Source organism: Herbaspirillum sp. B65 (assembly GCF_000333555.1).
Lineage (GTDB): Bacteria > Pseudomonadota > Gammaproteobacteria > Burkholderiales > Burkholderiaceae_D > Herbaspirillum > Herbaspirillum rubrisubalbicans.
Window position 1 is genome coordinate 1 of the sequence record NZ_BADI01000866.1, and the last position, 1516, is coordinate 1516.

Here is a 1516-nt window from a genome sequence, read left to right on the forward strand (position 1 = left end):
CGCGATCGACCTGGATGGTGGCGGTATGGTCACTGACGAAGTCGCGCAGCACGCGTTGCGCCAGCGACAGGTCCTGGTGCAGCAGGGTCGGTGCCGGCTTGGTCTTGGCCTGCTTGGTGATGGTGGACCAGGTGGTGCGCAGGTATTCGACGTCCATCTGCAGGTCGGCGTCGGAGGCATCCTCGGCCATGGTGCGGATGATGAAGCCGCCTTTTTCTTCCGGCGGCAGCAGCGCCTGTACCTTGCTGCGCAACAGTTCGCGCTCGGCTTCGTTCTCGATGCGTTGCGAGATGCCGATGTGCTTGTCCTGCGGCAGGTAGACCAACATGCGCCCGGCAATGGAAATCTGGGTGGACAGGCGCGCGCCCTTGGTGCCGATCGGATCCTTGATGACCTGCACCGTGATGGTCTGGCCATCGTGCAACAGTTTCTCGATGGGAATAGCCGGCGCGTTCTGGCCGTCGTGCGGACGGGCTTCCCAGATGTCGGCCACGTGCAGGAAGGCGGCACGCTCCAGGCCAATGTCGATGAAGGCCGATTGCATACCCGGCAGTACCCGGACCACCTTGCCCAGATAGATATTGCCGGCCAGGCCGCGCGAGAGCGTGCGCTCGATGTGCAGTTCCTGCACCGCCCCCTGCAGGATCAGCGCCACGCGCGTCTCCTGCGGCGTGATGTTGATGAGGATGTCTTCGCTCATAGGATGCGAACGCCCGCTTGTTGTAATAGTTGAGCCGTCTCGAACAGCGGCAGCCCCATGATACCGGAATGGCTGCCTACGATATGGCTGATGAAGACCGATGCCAGGCCCTGGATGCCGTAGGCGCCAGCCTTGTCGTAAGGTTCGATGGTGTTGCAATAGGCGGCGATGGCCTCGTCGGTGAGCGCGGCGAAGCTGACGTCGGATTGCTGCACGATCTGCCAGACCTCGGTGTCCACGCCATGCGTGACGCCCACGGCCACGCTGGTCAAGACCTGGTGGGTGCGGCCGGAGAGCAGGGTGATCATGCGCACCGCTTCGTCGTGATCGGCCGGCTTGCCCAGGATCAGGTCGTCCACCACCACGGTGGTGTCGGCCGCGAGCAGCGGGCGATGCGGCAACTGGCGCAGGATCATGGTCTGCTGGGCGCTGTCGAGCTTGGCGCGGGTCACGCGGGCGACGTAGTCCAGCGGGGCTTCGCCGGGCAGCACGCTTTCATCGACTTCCTTGTCCGAGAGCAGCAGTTCGAAATCGATGCCAATCTGGCGCAGCAGTTCGCGCCGGCGCGGGCTTTTGGAGGCGAGGTAGATTTTGTGGTCCGCTTGTTTCATTGAGCCATGCATCATGTCAAAGGCCGGTGCCAGCAGGGCTGGCCGGCGGTGGACGAATTCAGGCGCGGTGATACGGATGGTTCTGCGTAATCGACCAGGCCCGGTACAGTTGCTCGGCCAGCATCACCCGCACCATGCCATGCGGCAAGGTCATGCTGGAGATGCGGATGAGCGTGTCGGCCCCCGCCTGAAGCCGGGATCGAGG

At 63.7% G+C, this 1516-nt stretch carries 3 protein-coding genes; all 3 read right to left on the bottom strand.

Features of this window, described 5'->3' with window-relative positions; all coding sequences use genetic code 11:
* Nucleotides 1–700, bottom strand: a 700-nt coding sequence (locus I5W_RS20585) for a ribonuclease E/G (protein ID WP_044530627.1), incomplete at its 3' end; no start/stop codon positions are given.
* A complete protein-coding gene (locus tag I5W_RS20590) occupies nt 697–1311 on the bottom strand; it encodes a Maf family protein (protein ID WP_017452203.1) in 615 nt (204 codons plus the stop codon). The genes I5W_RS20585 and I5W_RS20590, both read right to left, overlap by 4 nt.
* A gap of 58 nt (nt 1312–1369) precedes the next feature.
* Nucleotides 1370–1516: 23S rRNA (pseudouridine(1915)-N(3))-methyltransferase RlmH (locus I5W_RS30280; RefSeq protein ID WP_199901776.1), on the bottom strand; the 147-nt coding region annotated here is incomplete at its 5' end.